This is a genomic window from Lacrimispora sp. 210928-DFI.3.58, from assembly GCF_020554865.1.
Taxonomy (GTDB): Bacteria; Bacillota; Clostridia; order Lachnospirales; family Lachnospiraceae; genus Enterocloster.
On the sequence record NZ_JAJCIC010000030.1, the window covers coordinates 21,418 to 38,625 of the forward strand.

17 protein-coding genes are annotated in these 17,208 nt (G+C 45.3%); 5 read left to right on the forward strand and 12 right to left on the reverse strand.

Annotated features, from left to right (window positions below):
- The first annotated feature begins 102 nt into the window (after positions 1 to 102).
- The 4 genes from LIZ87_RS16600 to LIZ87_RS16615 all read left to right on the forward strand — a co-directional run bounded on the left by LIZ87_RS16600 (position 103) and on the right by LIZ87_RS16615 (position 5,275).
- Positions 103 to 342, forward strand: a complete 240-nt coding sequence (locus LIZ87_RS16600) for a (2Fe-2S) ferredoxin domain-containing protein (RefSeq protein WP_178316865.1) — start codon at positions 103 to 105, stop codon at positions 340 to 342.
- Between the two features lie 2 nt (positions 343 to 344).
- Positions 345 to 2,291, forward strand: a complete 1,947-nt coding sequence (locus tag LIZ87_RS16605; RefSeq protein WP_227148503.1) for a [Fe-Fe] hydrogenase large subunit C-terminal domain-containing protein — start codon at positions 345 to 347, stop codon at positions 2,289 to 2,291.
- Positions 2,291 to 3,469, forward strand: a complete 1,179-nt coding sequence (locus LIZ87_RS16610; RefSeq protein WP_178316863.1) for a SpoIIE family protein phosphatase — start codon at positions 2,291 to 2,293, stop codon at positions 3,467 to 3,469. The genes LIZ87_RS16605 and LIZ87_RS16610 overlap by 1 nt, the downstream gene beginning before the upstream one ends.
- Before the next feature lie 354 nt (positions 3,470 to 3,823).
- Positions 3,824 to 5,275: a 4Fe-4S dicluster domain-containing protein gene (locus LIZ87_RS16615; RefSeq protein ID WP_227148505.1), complete on the forward strand. Its 1,452-nt coding sequence runs from the start codon at positions 3,824 to 3,826 to the stop codon at positions 5,273 to 5,275.
- 84 nt (positions 5,276 to 5,359) lie between these two features.
- Here LIZ87_RS16615 and LIZ87_RS16620 read toward each other — a convergent pair whose 3' ends face one another.
- The 12 genes from LIZ87_RS16620 to LIZ87_RS16675 form a co-directional block, all read right to left on the reverse strand.
- Positions 5,360 to 6,574: an MFS transporter gene (locus LIZ87_RS16620; RefSeq protein WP_227148507.1), complete on the reverse strand. Its 1,215-nt coding sequence runs from the start codon at positions 6,572 to 6,574 to the stop codon at positions 5,360 to 5,362.
- Positions 6,575 to 6,578: 4 nt separating this feature from the next.
- The gene (locus LIZ87_RS16625) at positions 6,579 to 6,923 is read right to left on the reverse strand and encodes a helix-turn-helix domain-containing protein (RefSeq protein WP_178316860.1); all 345 of its coding nucleotides are present in this window, start codon (positions 6,921 to 6,923) and stop codon (positions 6,579 to 6,581) included.
- A gap of 25 nt (positions 6,924 to 6,948) precedes the next feature.
- Complete coding sequence (locus LIZ87_RS16630) at positions 6,949 to 7,632, reverse strand: SDR family oxidoreductase (protein ID WP_227148509.1); 684 nt, start codon at positions 7,630 to 7,632, stop codon at positions 6,949 to 6,951.
- Positions 7,633 to 7,646: 14 nt separating this feature from the next.
- Positions 7,647 to 8,333, reverse strand: coding sequence for an SDR family NAD(P)-dependent oxidoreductase (locus LIZ87_RS16635; protein ID WP_227148511.1), 687 nt, complete (start codon positions 8,331 to 8,333; stop codon positions 7,647 to 7,649).
- A gap of 45 nt (positions 8,334 to 8,378) precedes the next feature.
- Positions 8,379 to 9,071 (reverse strand): ThuA domain-containing protein, encoded by a 693-nt coding sequence (locus LIZ87_RS16640; RefSeq protein ID WP_227148513.1) that lies wholly within the window; start codon positions 9,069 to 9,071, stop codon positions 8,379 to 8,381.
- 37 nt (positions 9,072 to 9,108) lie between these two features.
- The gene (gene ilvD, locus LIZ87_RS16645; RefSeq protein WP_227148533.1) at positions 9,109 to 10,860 is read right to left on the reverse strand and encodes a dihydroxy-acid dehydratase; all 1,752 of its coding nucleotides are present in this window, start codon (positions 10,858 to 10,860) and stop codon (positions 9,109 to 9,111) included.
- On the reverse strand, positions 10,857 to 11,624 hold the full coding sequence (locus LIZ87_RS16650; RefSeq protein WP_178314303.1) for a FadR/GntR family transcriptional regulator: 768 nt from the start codon (positions 11,622 to 11,624) through the stop codon (positions 10,857 to 10,859). The genes ilvD and LIZ87_RS16650 overlap by 4 nt, the downstream gene beginning before the upstream one ends.
- Before the next feature lie 44 nt (positions 11,625 to 11,668).
- Complete coding sequence (locus tag LIZ87_RS16655) at positions 11,669 to 12,379, reverse strand: ABC transporter ATP-binding protein (protein WP_227148515.1); 711 nt, start codon at positions 12,377 to 12,379, stop codon at positions 11,669 to 11,671.
- Positions 12,376 to 13,152, reverse strand: coding sequence for an ABC transporter ATP-binding protein (locus tag LIZ87_RS16660; protein ID WP_227148517.1), 777 nt, complete (start codon positions 13,150 to 13,152; stop codon positions 12,376 to 12,378). Before LIZ87_RS16660 ends, LIZ87_RS16655 begins: the two co-directional genes overlap by 4 nt.
- A 3-nt stretch (positions 13,153 to 13,155) precedes the next feature.
- On the reverse strand, positions 13,156 to 14,133 hold the full coding sequence (locus LIZ87_RS16665) for a branched-chain amino acid ABC transporter permease (protein WP_178314299.1): 978 nt from the start codon (positions 14,131 to 14,133) through the stop codon (positions 13,156 to 13,158).
- 14 nt (positions 14,134 to 14,147) lie between these two features.
- Positions 14,148 to 15,035: a branched-chain amino acid ABC transporter permease gene (locus tag LIZ87_RS16670; protein ID WP_178314297.1), complete on the reverse strand. Its 888-nt coding sequence runs from the start codon at positions 15,033 to 15,035 to the stop codon at positions 14,148 to 14,150.
- 61 nt (positions 15,036 to 15,096) lie between these two features.
- A complete protein-coding gene (locus LIZ87_RS16675) occupies positions 15,097 to 16,386 on the reverse strand; it encodes an ABC transporter substrate-binding protein (RefSeq protein ID WP_227148519.1) in 1,290 nt (429 codons plus the stop codon).
- Between the two features lie 423 nt (positions 16,387 to 16,809).
- On the opposite strand from LIZ87_RS16675, the gene LIZ87_RS16680 reads away from it, so the two are divergent.
- The gene (locus LIZ87_RS16680) at positions 16,810 to 17,193 is read left to right on the forward strand and encodes a type II toxin-antitoxin system PemK/MazF family toxin (protein ID WP_319638595.1); all 384 of its coding nucleotides are present in this window, start codon (positions 16,810 to 16,812) and stop codon (positions 17,191 to 17,193) included.
- Positions 17,194 to 17,208 lie beyond the last annotated feature (15 nt).

Sequence of the window (17,208 nt, forward strand, 5' to 3'; positions counted from 1 at the left end):
AAATATTTGAGAAATATTATTGATATAAATATGACAATATGAGATAATGAACATAACGTTTGGGGAGACCCCATGAATATTTACCTAGTGGAGGAATAAGGGATGAAAGTAACAATATGTATTGGAAGTGCCTGTCATTTAAAGGGATCCAGGGAGATCATTGAGAAGCTGCAGAAGCTGGTGTCAGCCAACGGCCTGTCAGACAAGGTGGATTTAAACGGCGCATTCTGCTCCGGCAACTGCGATCATGGCGTCTGTGTTACGGTAGAGGGAGAGCTGTACTCACTGAAGCCGGAGGATACAGAGGAGTTTTTCGAGAACGAGATTAAGGGGAGACTGTAATTATGGGCATGGAAATCATTGATTTCAAAGCCACCAAATGTAAGCATTGCTATAAATGCGTCCGTTACTGTGAGGTAAAGGCGATCCAGGTAAAGGATGAGCGGGCGGTGATCATGCCGGATAAGTGCATACTCTGCGGACACTGCCTGAAGATATGTCCTCAGTCAGCCAAGACCCTGCGCAGTGATCTGGATATGGTGAAGGGGCTTATCAGGGCGGGCCACAGGGTAGTGGTATCCATTGCTCCCGCCTATATGGGGTTATTAAAGTACAAGACCATCGGACAGGTAAGGGATGCCCTGATGCGTCTGGGATTTGAGGATGTCAGGGAGACATCCGAGGGCGCTGCCTTTGTGACAGCCGAATATACAAAGCTTTTACAGGAGCACAGAATGGAGAACATCATCACCACCTGCTGCCCCAGTGCCAATGATCTGGTAGAGATCTATTACCCGGAGCTGGTGCCCTATCTGGCACCTGTGGTATCGCCGATGATCGCCCACGGCAAGCTGTTAAAGGAGGAGCTGGGCCGCGATGTGAAGGTGGTATTCTTAGGCCCCTGTATTGCAAAGAAAAAGGAGTCCAGGGATCCACGCCATGACAGCTGCATTGACGCTGTGCTGAATTTTAACGATATCAACCAGTGGCTGGAGGAAGAGGAGATCGTGATAGAGGACTGCGAGGATAAGCCCTTTACGAAGTTCGATCCAAAGGTAAACCGCCTTTATCCTGTTTCCAACGGCGTAGTGAGCTCTGTTCTGGCCACAGAGCAGGGGACAGACGGCTACCGCAAGTTCTATGTCCACGGCGAGTCCAACTGTATTGACCTGTGCAAGAGCATGGCACGCGGAGAGATCAAGGGCTGCTTTATTGAGATGAATATGTGCTCCGGCGGATGTATCAAGGGACCGATGGTGAATGACGAGTCCATTTCCAGATTTAAGGTAAAGCTGGATATGGAGGAGCGGATCAAGCGTGAGCCGGCAGAGGCCAGGGAGATGGAGCCTGTATGGGAGAAGCTGACCTTTGGCAAGAGGTTCTTAGACCGCTCACCGAAGGATCTGATGCCCACAGAGGAGCAGATCCGGGCAATTTTGAGAAAGACAAATAAGACAAAGCCGGAGGATGAATTAAACTGCGGAGCCTGCGGCTATCCCACCTGCCGTGAGAAGGCCATTGCCGTGTTCCAGAACAAGGCAGAGGTAAGCATGTGCATCCCCTTCATGCATGAGAAGGCGGAATCCATGGCAAACCTGGTGATCGAGACCTCACCGAACATTGTACTCATTGTAGGGGATGATATGCGGATCCTGGAGTACTCCGATGTAGGCGAAAAATACTTTGGCAAGACGCGCTCTGAGGCGTTAGACATGTACCTGTACGAGTTTATCGATCCGGTGAATTTCCAGTGGGTATTCGACACCCACCAGAACATCCACGGCAAGCGGGTCAACTATCCTGAGTACAACCTGTCCACCCTGCAGAACATTGTATACATAGAGAAGGAAAATGCAGTTTTGGCCACCTTCATTGATATTACAAAGGAGGAGGAGCAGGCCAGAGAGGAGTACGAGAAGAAGCTGGAGACCATTGACCTGGCACAGAAGGTTATCCACAAGCAGATGATGGTTGCCCAGGAGATCGCAGGCCTGTTAGGCGAGACAACGGCAGAGACAAAGACTACCCTGACAAAGCTGTGCCATTCCCTTTTGGAGGACGGCAGCGACAGCGGCTACACAGGCGGTGAGGAGGACAGGGATATCCCGGATGCCCACCTGGGAAGCGGTGCAGTGCCCTTAAAGGGCGTTATGACGGCTGAGAGCCAGGAAGAGCAGAAGAAGACGGGATATGTCCATGTGGGAACCATTTCACCTGCTCCAAAGCCCGCAGGCTATGTGCGCGTGAACAGCGCAGATCTGAAAAAGCCGGGCGGCATCGGAGGTAGATAATGGGGATCACAGTTGATGTTGCATATAAGAGCCTGAATAAATATACGGAAATTCTCTGCGGAGACAAGGTGGAGCTTCTTCAGACAGAGGACTCCAATATTATGATCCTTGCAGATGGAATGGGAAGCGGCGTGAAAGCCAATATCCTGTCAACATTGACATCAAAGATCCTGGGCACCATGTTCCTGAATGGCGCTACCCTGGAGGAATGTGTGGATACCATCAGTGAGACGCTTCCTATCTGTCAGGTGCGTCAGGTGGCTTATTCCACCTTCAGCATTCTCCAGGTCTACCATAACGGGGATGCCTATCTGGTGGAGTACGACAATCCGGGATGTATTTTCATCCGCGACGGAAAGCTGATGGAGATTCCGAAGAATGTCCGTGTCATGCAGGGAAAGTCCATCAATGAATACCGCTTTAAGGTGAAAAAGGGTGATGCCCTGATTCTTATGAGCGACGGCACGATCCACGCAGGTGTGGGGGACCTGCTGAATTTCGGATGGCTGTGGCAGGATATTGCGGATTATGCGGTGCGCCAGTATCAGCTCACCATATCGGCTATGCGTCTGGCAGCAGCCATCAGCCATGCCTGCGATGAGCTGTATCAGTTCCGGCCGGGAGATGACACCACCGTTGCCTGCATGAGGATCATTGACAGCAAGCCAGTCCATCTCATGACCGGCCCTGCCAGGAATCCGGAGGACGATGTGCGGATGGTCCATGATTTTATGTCCAATGACAACGCAAAGACCATTGTCTGCGGCGGCACCAGCGCGACTATTGTATCCAGGGTGCTGAACCGGCGTCTGGATGTATCCTTAGATTATGTAGACCCGGAGATCCCGCCCATCGCCTATATGGACGGCGTGGACCTGGTGACAGAGGGCGTGCTGACGCTCAACCGCGTGGTCCAGCTGCTGCGGCGTTATGTGAAGAATGAGACGGTTTCCGAGCAGTTCTTTGAGGAGCTGGATAAGCCCAATGGTGCATCCATGGTGGCAAAGGTGCTGATCGAGGATTGTACCGAGGTGCATCTCTATGTGGGGAAGGCGATCAACAGCGCATACCAGAATCCGGGACTTCCCTTTGATCTGGGCATCCGGCAGAACCTGGTGGAGCAGTTAAAGCATGTGATCGAGGAGATGGGAAAGCATGTGGTCGTCACCTATTATTGACGGTTTCATTGGGGATTTTGCTGAAAAACGCGTATAGGAAGAGTGTACGCTATTTTGTACTTGCATTTTTCGGCAAGGTATAGTAGATTTCATTTGTTGATATTTATTTAACGATCGCAAGGAGCTAAGTTTTTAAACGGACATGCCTGCTGATGCAGGCATCACCATAAATGAAAGTCAGATGGCTCGGTGCTTCGCACTCCCGCCATCTGCCGCCGATATTCGGAATCCGGGCTATTGCCCTGCTTCCTCATACCGGCTTGCCCGTCCGATGTCCAAACGCCTGTGTGTGCCAGCACGCCCGTTCGTTTGTCCGCCGTCCGGGACTTTTAGTAAAATAAGGAGGAAATGAAAATGATAACCAATGATGCGACCATCCTGCGTCTGAAGCATGATGTCCTTTACGAGGTAGCAAAAGCGGCATGGGAAGGAAATCTGGAAGAGCAGAGAGACCAGATCCCGTTCAAGATGATCCCAGGCCCCCAGGCACAGTACCGCTGCTGTATTTATAAGGAAAGAGAGATCATCAAACAGAGGGTACGCCTTGCAGAAGGTAAATGTCCTGCTGGAAAAGACAGCTACAATGTGGTGCAGGTGATCAACGCAGCCTGCGAGGAGTGTCCCATCGCATCCTATATCGTTACGGACAACTGCCGTAAGTGTATGGGAAAGGCCTGTCAGAATTCCTGTAATTTTGGTGCGATTACCATGGGCCGTGAGCATGCCTACATTGATCCGAACAAATGTAAAGAGTGTGGAAAATGCTCCCAGGCATGCCCTTACAACGCCATTGCCCACTTAGAGCGTCCCTGTAAGAAGATCTGCCCGGTGGATGCCATTACATATGACGAGTACGGCATCTGCGTGATCGATGAGAAGAAATGCATCCAGTGCGGCGCCTGCATCCACAGCTGCCCATTTGGCGCAATCGGTTCCAAGACCTTTATGGTAGATGTGATCCGTCTGATCAAAGCTGGCAAGCGTGTAGTTGCCATGGTAGCTCCTGCAACAGAAGGCCAGTTTGGCAATGATATCACCATGGCAAGCTGGAAGATCGCATTGAAGCAGCTGGGCTTTGCCGATATGGTAGAGGTCGGCTTAGGCGGCGATATGACTGCAGCTTATGAGGCGGAGGAGTGGGCTGAGGCCTACAAGGAGGGAAAGAAGATGACGACCTCCTGCTGCCCTGCATTTGTCAATATGATCAAGCAGCATTTCCCAATGCTCCTTGACAATATGTCAACTACAGTTTCTCCTATGTGCGCTGTTTCCAGACTGTTAAAGAGCCAGGATCCTGGGACCGTCACTGTGTTTATCGGCCCCTGCATTGCAAAGAAGAGCGAGAGCCTGGATCTGAACATTGAGGGAAATGCGGACTACGCCATGACCTTTGGTGAGATCAGGGCTATGATGCGCGCAAAGGGTGTGGAGCTTGCTCCGGCAGAGAACGACTACCAGGAGGGCTCCGTATTCGGCAAGCGCTTCGGCAACGGCGGCGGCGTGACAGCGGCTGTGCTCCAGTGCTTAAAGGAGATGGATGAGAACACCGATATCAAGGTGATGCGCTGCAATGGCGCTGCTGAGTGTAAAAAGGCCCTTCTTCTCATGAAGGTGGGAAGACTGCCTGAGGACTTTGTAGAAGGTATGGCCTGCGTAGGCGGCTGTGTTGGAGGCCCCAGCAAGCACAAGACCGAGATCGAGGCAAAGAAGGCAAGAGACCAGCTCATCGCTTCCGCAGATGACAGGAAGGTGCTGGAGAATCTGAAGAAGTATCCGATGGATCAGATTTCGATGCACAGGCATTGATGTTGTTTTTAGAGAGGATGCTCTCCATAACTGATTTATAGTTATAGAGAGCATCCTCTCTCTCATTAATGCACAAGAAATACTTTATGTTTTTGCGGTATGGCGGATCAGGACGGTTAAGATCAAAGTGCATAAAAACACTAGGACAGGAATCAGCATAATCCCTGCTTTATAACCAATATGCTCCATAAATATACCAAGTATCCATGATAAAAGCGTAGTAGAAATTGATTGCACCAGGCTAATGGTTGCTGTAGCTGTTCCGGTCATATTTGGATACAGGGCACAGGCCATTGCAATAATGGTAGGATATGCGGCGCCTGTAAATACACCACCCATAAAAAGTGCTATAATGATAAAAAGTCCATTTCCGATCAAAAGAACTACCATATAAATAATGGCTGTAACGAAACACGCAGCGCAAAGATACTTCTGATAAGGAATCCTTTTATCAATGACCGGCTGTATAAATCTTGCAACAACAATTCCAGTCCAGAATAACACCAGGGCAAAGTTCCCGATCTCATCCCCTAATCCAAGCCCTTTTTGGACATAGGTGGTGATCCAAAGACTGATTGACTGTTGATATCCCATATAGAACGCACATAGTAACGCTAACAACTGCAGGTGACGGTTTAAAAGCAATGTTGCAATATTAGATAGTAATTTTTTTATGGAATACTCAGAAGGCGCTGACTGAATAACCTCTGCTTTGGAAATTACGAGAATAAAAAGTCCCACAATCATTGTGCAGAGAATGCCAATATGTATAAATGACTGATTCCAGACAAATCCTGCATACTGAGCAAGTACACCATATATTGGTCCGGCGAGGGAGCCAATGCTAAAAAATGCATGCATAATATTCATGTATGCAGTGCGCCTTTCGCCATATGCTTCTGACACAAATGCACTGATAAGGAGATTCAGATAAGCGTTTGTTGCACCAAGCAGTATAAAATAGAAAAGAAGCAGATGATATATGGGTGCCATACCAATACAATACATGACCGCTGTATAAACAGCAAAAATGATTGCGATCAATTTAAGTTTTGGGAAGCGGTCTGCTAATGCACCACCAAACATCATTGCACTGAAAGAACCGATGGATTGAAAGGAACCGATCAGGCCAATTTGGGAATTGGATAAATGATAACTTTCCATCATCTCTGGGATTAAAATTCCAGTCATGGTTGCTGCAGTTGCAAAGAAGAACATAATGCCGAAGAGACAGTAAAGGATGGTCTTCATTTGAATGGCCAATGTTCGGTTGGTATCAATTATTTTATTTTTTTGCATAAAGTTAATCGCTTTCTGTGAAATCAAGTACTGGCTGCCTTCGATACTTAGATGGATTGATTCCGACATTTTTTTTAAAAGCCTTAGAAAAATAATTTTGATTACTGTAGCCACAAGCTTTCGCGATCTGGTATAATTTGAGTGTCTCATCATTTAACAATTCTTTCGCCATCTGAATACGTACCATTGTTATATACTGGCCAATTGTCTGACCGGTTTCTTTTTTAAAAAGATTGGAAAGATATGCAGGGGATAAATATACAGACCTGGATAATGTCAGGATATTTAGGTCACAGCTGGCATAATTACGCTTAATTATATGACAAACAGTAAATACTGTACCATTCATTTTTTCTCCTTTTACAGAAAATGCATTACCAAGGGATTTCACGATAGTGATGATCCCGCATTACCAGACGGTTTTCATCACAGTGGATATTTTTGGCACTCTCCCTTTCATCATAATATAGATCCTGTTCGATATATTCCCCTGGGAGCCAACCGCATTCCATATTATCTGTGCAGAAGCACCGAAAGGAAAAGCCCTCTGGACGAAGCTGGTTAAAATACAATTTTTCCATCATATGAAGGGCCGAAAGAGACATATGGTATGCAAAATCTCCGGTGCTGTCCGTCCAATTTATGCTGGCGCATGTTGAGGTAAGAAATGCGATCCGTTTCAATTCGCTTTTTCGCAACAATGGAAGAGCAGCTTCGACCATGGCCCAGGTTCCATTGATATTGTAGTCAAGAACATTCAGAAGTTCTTGATAGATATGTCCTGTTCCGATGGCTCCATCATCTTCAGCTTTCCTTTTTGCACATAGGACAAGAATATCTATTTTGAAGGATTCCTGTTCAATCTGTGTGATAAATTTTTTTAGCTGAAGCTTGTCTAATAAATTAATTCCAACGGCATAGACATTGCGTGTGATAATAGAATCGTGTGTGCGGTCTGTATAGCAGCCATATACCTTATTACCCTTTTGGGCATACCAGATAGCGGTTTCCATTGCTTCCGGATACTCTAGCCCTGAAACTAAAATTATTTTTTCCATAATAAATACCTCTTCTAAAATGGCCATGTCATGTCCAGAGCATCTGTCATAACCAGTGTATCTTCCCATGTGCGGTCTGTTGTAAACTGTTTATAGGCAGTAATTGCGGCATCCTCTGGTTCAAAGTATCCATTCGCTGACTTAGCGCCCTGCATGTAGCTTCTCACCCAGCCAGGATGATATAATCGAAATGTATAGCCCTCTTTCTGAAGCTGGTTGAACATAAGCCTTGCGGCCATGTTTAAGGCGGTCTTCGACATGCAGTATGCCGAACACTCTTTCCGATGGGCAACAGAGATACTGCCTGCTTCTGAAGAGACGATACAGATTCGCTTCATTCCGCTTTTCATCAATGGAAGAGCGGCTTCCACCATTTGAATAGGGCCGATTGTGTTTACACGAAACACAGCCAGCATTGCATCACGGCTGCCGCTTTGTGAAATTCCAGCAACATTCACAAGCATATCTAGTATGTCTGTCTTCTTGGAAATCAAATGGATCGCTTGCTCTACTGACTCATGGCTACTCACGTCTAATGGCAGCAGTTCCAGAAAATCAGGAAACCGCTTTTTCAGGCCTTCAAGCTGTTTCCACTCCGGCATAAACTGACCGGCAAATACCTTCCATCCATTTATTGCAAATAATTCTGCCAGTGCATAACCGACACCTCGATCAGCGCCAGTGATCAATACTTTGCGCATATAACTCCTCCTTATACGGTATTCCAATGGTTCGCTCCCAGACAGTCATTTTTTCTGTAAGCACCACTTAAGAGAGTTCATAATAAGCTTTCTAAAAGCTGGATGTTCCCATACTGCCACAGTATGACCAAGAGTAATAACACTCATACGTCCTTTTCCCAGTTCACGTGTATAACCAGCTATCTGGGTCCCGCCACTTTCAGAAGTAGAATACAGAAATGGCTTTGCATCCGGAGCAAGATCTGTAATCTGATAATGTTCATCGTGAACCGTAAAAGAATCAATTCCCTGTGCCACTGGATGTAAAGGGTCTGATACCCAGACGTTGATGTCGCAGCGAGCTGGATGTCCTATAAAGTGATTTCCGATCAACATCTGGAATTTCCGGCAAGGATTTAAAAATTTTTCTTCCTGACGTTTACATGAATGCTCGCTAAATGTACAGGCGGAGTGTACAGCAATAAATCCGTGGCCGGATTCAATATATTTAAAAAAATCTTCTGGCCCTATCTCATGCACTCCGTCCTCGAACCATGGCTGCTGGTTTGCAGCAGTAACATTATTGCCTTTACAACAAATGATGGCTTGAAATTGTTCAATAAAATCCCAGGTCAGAATATCTTTGGCAGCCTTAACCACATCAAATTGGTACTCATTCTTTCCCAGGCCGCAAATGCCTCTCTCGATCACTTCGGCTGGATGCCACCAATCGTCACACAGTATTAATATCTGTTCCATATCAATTACCTCCCATTTACAATAATGTCATATTCTGTTAATCATCAAAATTCAAATAGGCTCCCTTCATGGGACTTGCGGCGTGGTCGCTGAATATTCTGAGAACCCCCTTTGGGTATTTTTTATCTTTAGGTTTCCAATGCTTCCGGCGCTCTGCCAATATGCGGCCGATCTGTTCAGCAGTCTTTGTCTCCCCTTTGACGCCTACTATATTGAGTCTGCGCTTTGGGATATCGATTTCGATCAGATCATCCTCCTCTACGAGTGCGATTGGGCCGCCCGCTGCAGCTTCAGGACTGCAATGGCCAATGACCGGACCAGTAGAAGCTCCAGAAAAACGTCCATCTGTGATCAGTGCAATACTCTTTCCCAATTCAGCATCACTGCTGATTGCTTCGGAAGTATAAAACATTTCTGGCATCCCACTCCCTTTTGGCCCCTCATAGCGGATAAATACGGCGTCCCCTTTTTTGACCCTGTGTTTTAATACGGCATCAAGACATTCTTCCTCGCTGTCAAAGGGTTTGGCTCTGAGAACCGCCTGATGCATTTCCGCAGGGCAGGCAGTATGCTTGATCACAGCACCCTCTGGGGCCAGATTTCCTCTTAAAATAGCAATGCTTCCGTTACATCCGAGTGCCTGATCAAATGGCCGTATAATGTCTCTTTTTGTCAGTGAAACACCATAGCGTTTATTAAAATCTTGTAGTAACTGGTTACAGTGGTCATAAAACCCATTTCCTTTTAAATCTGCTAAATTTTCTCCCAGAGTCTTTCCGGTAACAGTCATGGAGTCAAGATGAAGAAAGGGCTTGATTTCCTCCATGATAGCAGGAACCCCGCCGGCATAATAGAAACACTCTGCGGGCCAGCGTCCGGTTGGGCGTAGATCGAGAAGATAATGGGCGTTCTTGTGGAGGCGGTCAAAGGTATCCCCCGTGATTTCGATGCCGAGTTCATGGGCAATGGCAGGTATATGTAATAATGCGTTGGTACTTCCGGAGATTGCAGCGTGTACTAAGATCGCATTTTCAAAGCTAGCCATTGTTATAAGATCACTAGGTCTCATACCAGGCATTTTGGCTAATTTTACGGACTGTATCCCGGCCTGATAAGCATATTCGAAAAGATCTGGACTTGTAGCAGGCATTAAGGCACTGCCAGGCAATGCCAGGCCAAGAGCCTCTGCCAGGATCTGCATGGTAGAGGCAGTGCCAATGAATGAACAGGCGCCACAGCTGGGGCAGGCATTATGTTTTGCCCAGTTCAATGTCTCTTCTGTAATCTCTCCACGCTGATATTTGGCACTATATATTCCGACCTGTTCAAGTGTCAGCATTTTTGGGCCGGCGTTCATAGTCCCGCCTGGTACCACAATAGCTGGAATGTTGACCCGGCATAGGCCCATCAAGCTTCCGGGCATTCCTTTATCACAACTGGCCAAATATACACCTGCATCAAAAACAGTCGCATTTGCATGGATCTCAATCATATTGGCGATCATCTCCCGGCTGGCCAGACTGAAATTGATCCCATCTGTCCCCTGGCTTTCTCCATCACAAATATCTGTGCAGTAATATCTGGCTCCATATCCGCCTGCGTCGGCAATTCCACGCCGGACTTCCTCTGCAAGAGTATTGAGATGGACACTTCCCGGATGGCTGTCACCAAAGGTACTTTCAATGATCACCTGAGGTTTGGAGAGATCTTCAGGTTTCCATCCGGTTCCTATTCGAAGAGGATCCAACTCCGGTGCTAATGCTCGCATTTCTTGACTTTTCATTATCATGAACAATTCCCTTCCTTGAAAATTTCTTTTTTGTCTAAGTGTGTTTTTGTTTGAACCTCTTTGTGGATTTTTGAAATAAGCATTCTGTTATAAAGCAGATGCATCTGCATGGCCCATTTAGCACCTTCAGGATTTTTGGCTGTAATACATTCCAGTATTTCGCGGTGTGTTTCCATTGTCTCCTGTTTAAGCGCACTGCTTGTTACATCAATGGAGGCGACAATAGATGAATGAATGACAGGTATCAACTTTTCTACCACAGCATTCTTGCTGCACGAAGCTATGATCCTGTGGAAAATAATATCCTCCTGTAGATGATTTTTTCCGGATAAAATAAACTCGTCCACCAGCTCGCATTGCTTTCTAAGGGCCTCTATTTGTGCTTGTGTAGCATTTTGTGCAGCCATTGCTGCGATTTCTGGTTCTATTATCAAACGGACAGTCAACAGGTCCATTGCAAGGCTTGCCTTATCCTTAATAAAGGCTAAGCCAAGTGGATCTTCCGTCATCCCCATTTGTTCTGAAATAAAAGTGCCTGTTCCCCGGCGGATTTCCACAATATTTCTTGAAACGAGAATTTTGATCGCTTCACGGACTGTACCTCTCCCAACGCCGATACTTTCTGCCAGATCGAACTCATTTGGGAGCTTCTCTCCGGTATCTAATCCGCTCTCTATGATATAGTTAATGATTTGCTCCGCGGCCTGTTCTGCCAGCGAGCGTCCATTGTAAATTTTGAAAGAGTGCTTTATCACATTTTCCATTTAAGAATCTCCAGTCGTAAGATGTGTATGATATGCTTTCTGGATTAACCTCCCAGATAGGCTTTTTGGATTTCTTCATTTTTGGCCAGCTCAGAAGCATCTCCAAACAAAGTGATTTTTCCATTCTCAATTACATAGGCACGGTTGGAGTTTTTGAGAGCCATCTTTGCATTTTGCTCTATCAGCACAATCGTGATTCCTTCCTCATTCAAAAGTCGGATGTTTTTAAAAATATCTGATACCACAACGGGGGCGAGACCCATGGAAGGCTCATCCAGTAAAAGCAATTTTGGATGTGCCATCATGGCACGCCCCATAGCGAGCATCTGTTGTTCTCCTCCTGACAGGCTTCCGCCCTTTTGGTGGATACGTTCCTCAAGCCGTGGAAACAATTTGAATACACGTTCAATATCAGGCTGTGCATTTTCACCTTTTGGCCTGGAATACGCGCCCATCTTCAGGTTTTCTAATACAGATAATTCGCTGGAAATTTGTCTCCCTTCTGGAACCTGAACAATTCCCAGTTTTACAATCTGATCAGGTGTAATTTTGCTATTTAATGTCTGTCCGTTGTAGGTGATTGATCCTTTGTAGCTCATGAGGTCGGATATACAGGTTAGCAATGTGGTCTTTCCTGCTCCATTTGCTCCTACAATAGAGACAATTTCTCCTTTATTTACCTCCAGGTTAATTCCCTTCAACGCATGGATATTGCCATATGATGCATGAAGATCCTCAATCTTCAAATAACTCATTCCTCATCCTCCTTGCCCAAATATGCTTCAATTACCTGTGGATCCTGCTTTACTTTATTTGGAGAACCCTCGCATATCTTTCGGCCATGGTCAAGAACCGTGATCACATCCGAAATTCCCATCACAAATTTCATATCATGTTCTACGAGAAGAACCGTAATACCATAATCTCTGATTTTATATATGATCTGAGCTAAATCATTTGTTTCTGATGCATTCATCCCGGCACAGGGCTCATCCAGCATGATGATCCGGGGCTCGCTGGTCAATGCTCTGGCAATCTCCAGAATGCGTTTTTTTCCGTAAGGAAGATTACTTGCCAGGGTCTCCTTTTCGTTTTGCATTCCAACAAATTCCAACATAGCTTCAGCCCTATGGTAACATTTCCATTCCTCCTCTTTCATTTTTTTTGTATGGAACATGGTACCCAGTATCGTAGAATTCGTCCTGGTGTGGTGCCCAATCATAACATTTTCCTGTGTTGTCATGGCATCGAAAAGCCGGATGTTTTGGAAGGTTCTGGAAATTCCTAGGTCTGTAACCTGATGGGGCCGAAGCTTTGTAATATCCCTTCCGTTGAAAGTTACCGTACCGGATGTAGGCATGTATATTCCTGAAATGACATTGAAAAATGTTGTTTTTCCAGCCCCGTTGGGCCCTATAAGTGCATGGATTTCTCCTTTTTTTATTGTCATATCCACTTCATTAACAGCTTTCAGTCCACCAAACTGCATTGTTACCTTTTCTGCTTTTAACAAAATATCCTCTGCCAAAATTTACACCTCCTGAACGACGGTATTTTTCTTTTTTTTATTGATTTTTTTAATAAGAGAATGTATCCCGCCATAAATACCCTTTGGCATAAACAGCATTACCAGGATAATCATAACGCCGTATACTCCGTCGAGATACTCTGAAAATGGTCTTAAAAGTTCTGGAAGAGTGCCGATTACTAAAGTTCCTATAACCGGTCCGAATAAACTTCCCATGCCGCCGCAAACAGTCATGGTAAGCAGGGTGATTGAAGTTTTGTTAAACATATCTGCTGATAAATAATTCATATTGACTGCATAAATGCATCCGGCAAGCCCGGCCAAAGCAGCGGAAATACCACAGACAAGAAATTTATATCCATTTACATTAATACCCATGGCGGCTGCAGCTATGGGTGCATTCCTGATTGCCTGCATTGCCCTTCCTGTTTTTGAATAGATCAAACGGTAACAGAATAGGAAAACTAAAAGAGCAATCGCAAGGGCCAGATAATATAATTCAAAGTTGGTTATTTTGTATCCCAATATTGTTAATTTGGGAATCCCGGTAAATCCATTTGCACCGCCTGTAAGCCATTTTACGTTAATGATAATTAACATAACTGCTTTGGCAAAACCGGAAGTAGTCATGGAAAGAAATATCGCAGATAATTTTGAACAGGCAAACCCTATAAAAAGTCCACAAGCGAATGAGATTAAAATGGCTCCCACTGTTGATAAGAGAAAATGGATTCCTAAGGTTTTATTTAAAATGGCATAGGTATATCCTCCTATGGCCATAAATGCTGCATGACCAAGAGATGTCTGTCCGGTGTACCCCATCAGAAGATTCAGGCTGGATGCCAATATTCCAAAATAACAATATGAGATCAAAATATTAAGGAGATAGTTGTTTTTCCGCCCTACAATAATTGGGGCCAATAGCGCTATGACAATCATAATACCAATGACAGTCCAGGTTGACTTTTTTGTTTTATGCATTACTATGACCCTCCCTATACCTTAGTGATTTTTGCCTGTCCCAAGATTCCCTGAGGCCGCCAGAACAGAACTATGATTAATATGATAAATGTGAACACATCTTTATATGCTGTTGATATATAGAGAGAGCACATTGTTTCTGCAACGCCCAGTAGGATGCCGCCAAGCATAGCACCGGGAAGGCTTCCAAAGCCGCCCATGACAGCCGCCGTCATAGCGCGGTTTCCCATAGAGCTTCCCATAGAGAAGCTTACGGAATATATGGGGCCCATAAGCACTCCGGATACTGCGGCCAGACATGCGGCAATAATGTATGTAGCAGTAATAATGGTGGTAATCTTCACACCCATCAGAGACGCCGCTTTTCTGTTCATTGAGACAGCGCTCATAGCAATCCCTGTTTTGGTTTTTTTCATAAAGATTACAAGAGCAATCATCAGCGCAGAACAGATGCTGATTGTCCAGAGATTCTGTGGTGAAACAGCAAGAGTTTCTCCCATAAACGGGATATGGATCGCCTGATTATTGAACATGGCAGGAAACCGCTTTACATCTGATCCCCAGACTATTTTCGCAATCTGTTGCACGACATACTGCATCCCAAGGGTAGCGATTAAAAGTGCATTTCTCGGTCGATTATACATTGGGCGGTATGTAATCCGTTCTAACCCCAGCATTACGATCGAGGTTATAATTCCGGCACCGACAAATACCAAGACAACGGGCAGCCCTAAGCGGGTTGAAAGCGTCAATCCAATGAATGCGCCTAACATATAAAACTCACCTTGCGCAAAATGTCCCATTTTCAAGGTACTGTAAATAACACTATATCCAAGCGCAATTAAAGCATAGATAGCACCTTGAGATATACCACCAATTAAAGCCTGCAAAAACATAATCATATGGATGCATTCCCTCCTTTTAAAAAAGAGCCGGAATGTGGTTCCGGCTCTGTTATGTTTATTAGGGATAGATCTTTGTCTGCGAATAATCCTCTCCCCATTCGCCGATATTTACCTGCATAAGTCCTTCGCCATCGTCAAATGCGCTATAATCGAAATGACCCTGTACACCATCAAAGGAAGCGTTTCTCAGCTGCTCATTAAGCTTTATGCTGAAATCGTCTGCATTTACATCATAGGGTCCAAGATTATTTAATGCGGTTACAATATGAAATACAGAATCATATACACGGGCAGGAACGTCGGCAGGATCCTGACCTAAGGGATCGAACTCCCTAAAATTGTTGATATATCTGACAATATCAGGATTGCTCTCATCTGGAATGTAGCCAACAGGGAAGACAACTCCCTGCAGATCCTTAGCCTCCCATACCTCTGCTACCTGGCGCTGTGCCATACTGGTTCCGCCGGCTACCAGAACATCTTCCGGGACATTGCCCCAGTTTTGTTCAATGTTTTTCTGCAAAACATTTGACTGACCGCTGACTAATCCCCAAACAATTACAACTTCTGCTCCGCCATCCTTCATTTTTAATACCTGAGCCGTAAAGTCGCTGTCCTCGCCTGTGATGGAATCCTTTGTCACTAACTCGAGGTCATATTTTTCTTTCAGGACTTTTTCGATGTGATCAGCGGCAGAAGTCCCACCTTCTGTATTGATATGGATCATACTAAGTTTTGTATAACCTTTTTCTTCGACCAGATATTTGAGCAAAGTTTCGGCTTGAACGAGATCTGTACTGGTTTCGATACAGAGATACTGAAAGCCCTGCGCAACAGAAGCGGGGCCGGATACAATGCCCAGAAGCGGAACCTCTGCTTCATCGAACATTGGGCCTGATACCAAAATCATAGTGGTCAGCAGGTGGCCGATTGATACATGCGCTCCATACTGGTCAAGAACATACGAGGCGGCTATTGGAGCGCCATCCGTTGAGCCTTTATCATCTACGTATTCAAATTCCAAAATGTAGTCTTTTAACAAATCATCTTCATTGATTACTTTCATAGCAGAATCAATGGAAGCCTTATAGAGTTCACCAAATCTGGAAGATGTGCCGGACAGAGGGCACATTACTCCGACTTTCACAATCTGTTTTTCTCCGTTTTGATTTTCCAATGAGTCCGAATTGTTTGTATTTACAGCATTAGCTGAAGATGCTGCTGAACCTGAATTAGCATTGGAAGAGGAGCTGCTGCATCCATTGAGTGTCATACTCATAATCGCTGCTGCCATTAAAGAGGCAGCTATCTTACTAAAATATTTTTTCATATGTTTTCCCCATTTCATTGTTACAGTCCTACGTTGTTTTCATTCTCTGCTAGCGAAGAGATACGACATCGCACATCCGATGTCTGTAAATATGTTATAACGAAAATATGTCAAAATGTCAATACATATAGTATATTTTTTGAAATACAGTAGGATTTTACTCTTTTATTTGTGCATTATATAAAGAGAATTTAGATTATATTTAAAAGATATGGTAATTTGACGATAAAAATATTAAAAACAATGCATATTCCCGTATGTGCGAGATTCATTAGATAAAAGAATAGTGGAGAGAAAGTGGAATAAAAGAAAAAGAGACATATGATGACGATGCATTAAAAATTAATTCCATGTGTATTTCCTCCCAAAACCGTCAATACTCACTGTTGAAGGACATCCCTTCCAAAATAAGAGATCAACTGAGCAGTGAGGAAAGATAGAATGAAGAGAGAAAATGAAACAAAACATTTGGAGATCACAAGAGGGGACCTGTTCTATGCAGACCTTTCCCCGGTGGTTGGTTCCGAGCAGGGCGGGGTGAGGCCAGTGCTGGTGATACAGAATGATACGGGAAATAAATACAGCCCTACGGTGATCGTGGCAGCTATCACAAGCAGGACCACGAAGGCGGCCATTCCCACCCATGTGGGAATCAACCGGATGGCTGGAGGGCTTAAGCAGGACTCTACGGTGCTGGCAGAGCAGATACGGACCATTGACCGCAACCGTTTAAAGGAATACATAGGACATCTGGGAGCGGGACAGATGGCCGGGATCGAGCGGGCAGTGATCACCAGCCTGGGGCTGGGGCATCTGTGCGGGTAAGCTGTGGTGAATTGC